The following is a 4,186-nucleotide window of genomic DNA, read 5'->3' as shown; positions in this document are numbered from 1 at the left end:
GCTCTGGCGCAGCGCAGATCGGGTATGCGTTTGTGCTGGGCGTAGCGCCAATACCCCGACGAAGCAATCTGCAGCACTTTGCAGATGGGCTCAGCTCCATAGGTATCGCGGTATTGATCTACAAAGGTATTGAAGACTTGAGATGGCGGCCCTGTTCCGCCTGGGCAAAAAAAGCACTCGCCAGCTTTAGGATCTCATTGGCACGGCGTAACTCTTTAACCTCACGCTCTAAGGCTTTAACCCGCGCCTGCTCATCACTGGTAATGCCACCTCGCACTCCGGTATCAACCTCATGTTTGCGAACCCAATTGCGTAAGGTTTGGGCTGTACATCCTGTTTTACCGGCAATCGATTCAATTGCCGCCCACAGGGATGGATACTCACCACGGTGATCTCAAACCATTTGAACGGTGCGTTTGCGTACTTCAGGGGAAAACTTACTAGATTTGCTGTTCATGACTCTATCTTCTCAAAAGTTAGAGCCTCCATTAAAGCCGGGGCGGTTCAATATGAGGTTTTTACTGTGGTTTGGGTTGTTAGTCGATGGTTGCTCAAATAATCCAGCGGCAGTTAATTTGGGTATAACAGCCTTTCAAAACAGCCCATTTGTAGGCTTCTGACCGTCAGAATCCGGCCAACAGGAGACATTGACTATTTTTATCGGGGTAAAGGTAATCCTAGGCTGTAAAAAAACTTTTTGTTTTAAAATCACACAGATCATGAATTTCCGTAAAAACCGCTTCATTCACTGGATTGCTGCTCTAGCAGTTGCAATGAGTGCGCTTGCCCCAGCAGTTTCTCAAGCTGTATCGCTTGCTAAGCATGGCCAAGGTTTTGTAATGGAGATTTGTGCAGCAGATGGCACTAAATCGCTTATGGATGTTCAGAATGATGAGCGAACAGATCTAGCGGATTCCATTCAGCCTTGTCCATACTGCGTAACTCATGACGACCTTACTAGCGTATTTAATACCAATTTAAATATTCAGTCCCCTCAGGGATTTGCCTTATTTCCCAAGCTTTTTTATCAATCACCCAAACCACTCGCTGTTTGGTTTGCTCCACCTTCTACAGCACCTCCTACACAAGCCTAGTTCATTAATTAGGGCATAGCCTAGCTATGCGATTGGCGACAACAAGTTGCCGCAATCTTGTATGGAGAAGTACATGTTTTCATCTGAAAAAGTTTCGTCTCGCCTAAAGCGAGTCTATATCGGTATTGCCATGGGCATAGCAATTTGGCTCTTGTATGCCAGCTATCTCATTCTTTCAAACGCAATTTATACCCATACCCCCTTAGGTAGCGCAGAGCTTGTGCTCACGCCAATTGCGCCCATTCAGAAATAAATCAAATTAATTAGCCATTAAAAATATTGGAGTAAATATGAACGTATTAAAAGTAACGCCGATAGCCTTAGTTGCATCTTTGATGCTCACTAATGCATACGGTCAAACCGCCCCTAATCTAGATACCCTTACTGTGACGGGTATTCAGGAGGCGCCACTCACTCAAACAACACTCACAGGCAAAGAGCTCAATCAGTCGCGTGTAAACACACCAAATACTGCAGCGATGTTGCTTAACATTCCTGGTGTCAGTATGTACACCGGTGGGGGCGTTTCTGGACTGCCATCAATACATGGTCTAGCAGACGATCGGGTAAGAACGAAGGTTGATGGTGTGGACTTGATGTCTTCCTGCCCGAATCATATGAACTCTCCCTTGTCATATATCAGCCCATCTAATGTCGGCAGCGTCAAAGTGATTACTGGTTTATCTCCAGTGAGTGCTGGTGGTGATAGCTTGGGCGGTGTAGTGTCCGTGCAATCACTTCCCCCCGTTTTCGCTAATAAAGGTGAGACACTTGCACAAGGTGAGGTTGGCGCCTCGTACAGCAGCAATGCATCTGCCATTGGTGGGAATCTGAATGTCACGGCAGCAACTGATGAATTGAGTGCCAATTACACTGTTGATTCTGTAAAAGCTGGGAACTACACAGCGGGCGGCAACTTTAAGCCAGCTGGGAACGGTATATCCCCAAGCACAGTTGGTGCCACTAAATACATTGCTACCAATCAGCAACTTTCATTAGCTTGGCAAAAAGATAATCACCTAGTTGAATTTAAGGCTGGCTATCAATTTATTCCATTCGAGGGTTATGCAAATCAGCGTATGGATATGACCAAGAACCAAAGCGAACAATTTAACCTGAAGTACACCGGACAATACGATTGGGGAAAACTAGAAGCTCAGGCCTATAACCAGATGGTTAACCATCAGATGGACGACAACACGGGAGCGAGAACATCTCCAGCAATGCCAATGCTAGCAACGAGCTCAACCAATGGAGCCATCATCAAAGGCACTTTACCCATTTCCGAAACTCAGCTAGCTAGAGTGGGAACCGAGTGGCAGGGATATAAGTTGAATGACTGGTGGCCACCCTCTGGCACTGGGATGATGATGAGTCCAAACACTTTTCAAAATATTAACAACGGCACCAGGAATCGTTTCGCTCTTTTTAGCGAGCTTGAGCAGCAGTGGTCTAAAGAGTGGATGGGTCTAGGTGGCGTTCGGGTTGAGCAGGTTGCTGCAAACGCGAGTAATGTGCAGGGTTATAGCTCCATGTACCAATCTCAAGCAAATGCGTTCAATGCACAGCAGCATCAGCAAACTGATTACAACTGGGATTTGACTGCACTTTCTAGATATAAGCCAGATAACAATCAAAACTACGAAGCTGGTTATTCACGTAAGACGAGATCACCCAATCTTTATGAGCGTTACTCTTGGTCAACCACCCCAATGGCAGCAATCATGAATAACTTCGTAGGTGATGGTAACGGTTATGTTGGGCAAGTAACGCTTGCACCTGAGGTGGCAAATACCGTCAGCTTTGCGAGCGATTGGCATGACGTAAATAAAGAATCATGGGGATTTAAGACCAATCCTTACTACACCTATGTTAGTAATTATATAGACGCTACTTGTAACACAACATGTACTGTTAACAAATTTAATGTTCTCAAGTACGCAAATCAAGATGCCCAGCTTTACGGCCTAGATTTATCAGGCAATGTGATGTTGGGTAAGCTTCCTCAGCTAGGTCAGTTTCAGATGACCGGTTTAGCTTCATATACCCGCGGGCAAAACGTAACCGCTGGGACCAATCTTTACAACATCATGCCGTTGAATGGAAAACTAGGATTTGTACAATACTTAGGTGCGAATTGGACCAATACTGTTGAGGGTCAGTTCATAGCTGCAAAAACGAATCTTAATACCGTTAGAAATGAGATTGCTACTGGTGGATATTCATTATTCAATCTGCGCTCTTCATATGATGACAAAAAATATCGCGTGAACTTTGGTATTGAGAACTTGCTTAATAAACTCTATGCATTGCCACAAGGCGGCGCTTATTTAGGGCAAGGCAAGACGATGTCTATGAATGGCGTAGCTTGGGGTACGGGGGTAGCAGGCATGGGTAGGACTTTCTATGTCTCAGCAAATATGAAGTTCTAACTACCGAGTTAAGAGAAAAGAAAAAGGTAAATGATGATCTCTAGAGTTTTCAGAATAGTGGCCACGCTAGCGGTCATCTCTCTGCCTTTATCTACTTTTGCGGCTAAAGAGCCTATTTACATTAATCTTGCTACTAATGATCCAGTCAAGGTGGCAATGGCATTAGATGCCGGTCGGCAATATTTTGGGCATGGCTTTCCTCTGGTGATTTATCTCAATGACAAAGCGGTCCTTCTTGGGGTTGAGACCTCATCAGGAAGTATTTCTAAAGAGCAAATGGCGATCAAGCAGGCAATTGCAAACGGAGCGACCGTCATTATTTGCCCAACTTGCTTAGAAGATCACGGATTTACCCGCATGAATTTAGTGCAAGGTATAGCACTTGGAGCAGAACATCAAAATAATCGATAAAATCCTTCTATCATGAATTTCTTGGGCTCTTAGCTCAGTTGGTAGAGCAGAAGACTCATAATCTTTTGGTAGCGTGTTCGAGTCACGCAGGGCCCGCCAAGAATCATTAAATTAAGTATTGGTATCAATATGCGTTTTCATAATCTCTATTTAGCTCCCTTAATCTTGATTCTTGCCTCATGCGCATCCCAATCAGGCACATGGGTTAAGAGCGATGTTGCGCCACTGCAATTTAATCAAGATAACTAT

The 4,186-nt window shown here is 44.8% G+C and carries 4 protein-coding genes, 1 tRNA gene, 1 pseudogene and 1 other annotated feature; of the genes and pseudogenes, 5 read left to right on the top strand and 1 reads right to left on the bottom strand.

The genetic code is table 11. The features are described 5' to 3' along the window. Positions 1–457, bottom strand: a pseudogene (locus ACIQZ3_RS10455) (transposase); the annotation flags it as partial. Beyond that, positions 60–176 (bottom strand) — a sequence feature (AL1L pseudoknot). Its footprint overlaps the pseudogene before it by 117 nt. Positions 458–719: 262 nt before the next feature. Here ACIQZ3_RS10455 and ACIQZ3_RS10450 point away from each other — a divergent pair. The 5 genes from ACIQZ3_RS10450 to ACIQZ3_RS10430 all read left to right on the top strand — a co-directional run bounded on the left by ACIQZ3_RS10450 (position 720) and on the right by ACIQZ3_RS10430 (position 4,036). Next, on the top strand, positions 720–1,094 hold the full coding sequence (locus ACIQZ3_RS10450) for a DUF2946 domain-containing protein (RefSeq protein ID WP_397392890.1): 375 nt from the start codon (positions 720–722) through the stop codon (positions 1,092–1,094). A gap of 73 nt (positions 1,095–1,167) precedes the next feature. Further along, positions 1,168–1,347: a hypothetical protein gene (locus ACIQZ3_RS10445; RefSeq protein WP_397392888.1), complete on the top strand. Its 180-nt coding sequence runs from the start codon at positions 1,168–1,170 to the stop codon at positions 1,345–1,347. 37 nt (positions 1,348–1,384) lie between these two features. Continuing rightward, on the top strand, positions 1,385–3,526 hold the full coding sequence (locus ACIQZ3_RS10440; protein WP_397392886.1) for a TonB-dependent receptor: 2,142 nt from the start codon (positions 1,385–1,387) through the stop codon (positions 3,524–3,526). Between the two features lie 30 nt (positions 3,527–3,556). Further along, the gene (locus ACIQZ3_RS10435) at positions 3,557–3,937 is read left to right on the top strand and encodes a hypothetical protein (protein WP_397392884.1); all 381 of its coding nucleotides are present in this window, start codon (positions 3,557–3,559) and stop codon (positions 3,935–3,937) included. 23 nt (positions 3,938–3,960) lie between these two features. Beyond that, a tRNA-Ile gene (locus ACIQZ3_RS10430) sits at positions 3,961–4,036 on the top strand. Positions 4,037–4,186: the final 150 nt, after the last annotated feature.

This window comes from Polynucleobacter sp. (genome assembly GCF_044342855.1).
Taxonomy (GTDB): domain Bacteria; phylum Pseudomonadota; class Gammaproteobacteria; order Burkholderiales; family Burkholderiaceae; genus Polynucleobacter.
The sequence above is the reverse complement of the archived record's forward strand: the minus strand, read 5'-3'. Positions and strand labels throughout refer to the sequence as shown.

Bases quoted from the DNA above. Each gene is read 5' to 3' on its own strand.
- ACIQZ3_RS10435 (WP_397392884.1), top strand. From the start codon at position 3,557: ATGATGATCTCTAGAGTTTTCAGAATAGTGGCCACGCTAGCGGTCATC.
- ACIQZ3_RS10450 (WP_397392890.1), top strand. From the start codon at position 720: ATGAATTTCCGTAAAAACCGCTTCATTCACTGGATTGCTGCTCTAGCA.
- ACIQZ3_RS10440 (WP_397392886.1), top strand. From the start codon at position 1,385: ATGAACGTATTAAAAGTAACGCCGATAGCCTTAGTTGCATCTTTGATG.
- ACIQZ3_RS10445 (WP_397392888.1), top strand. From the start codon at position 1,168: ATGTTTTCATCTGAAAAAGTTTCGTCTCGCCTAAAGCGAGTCTATATC.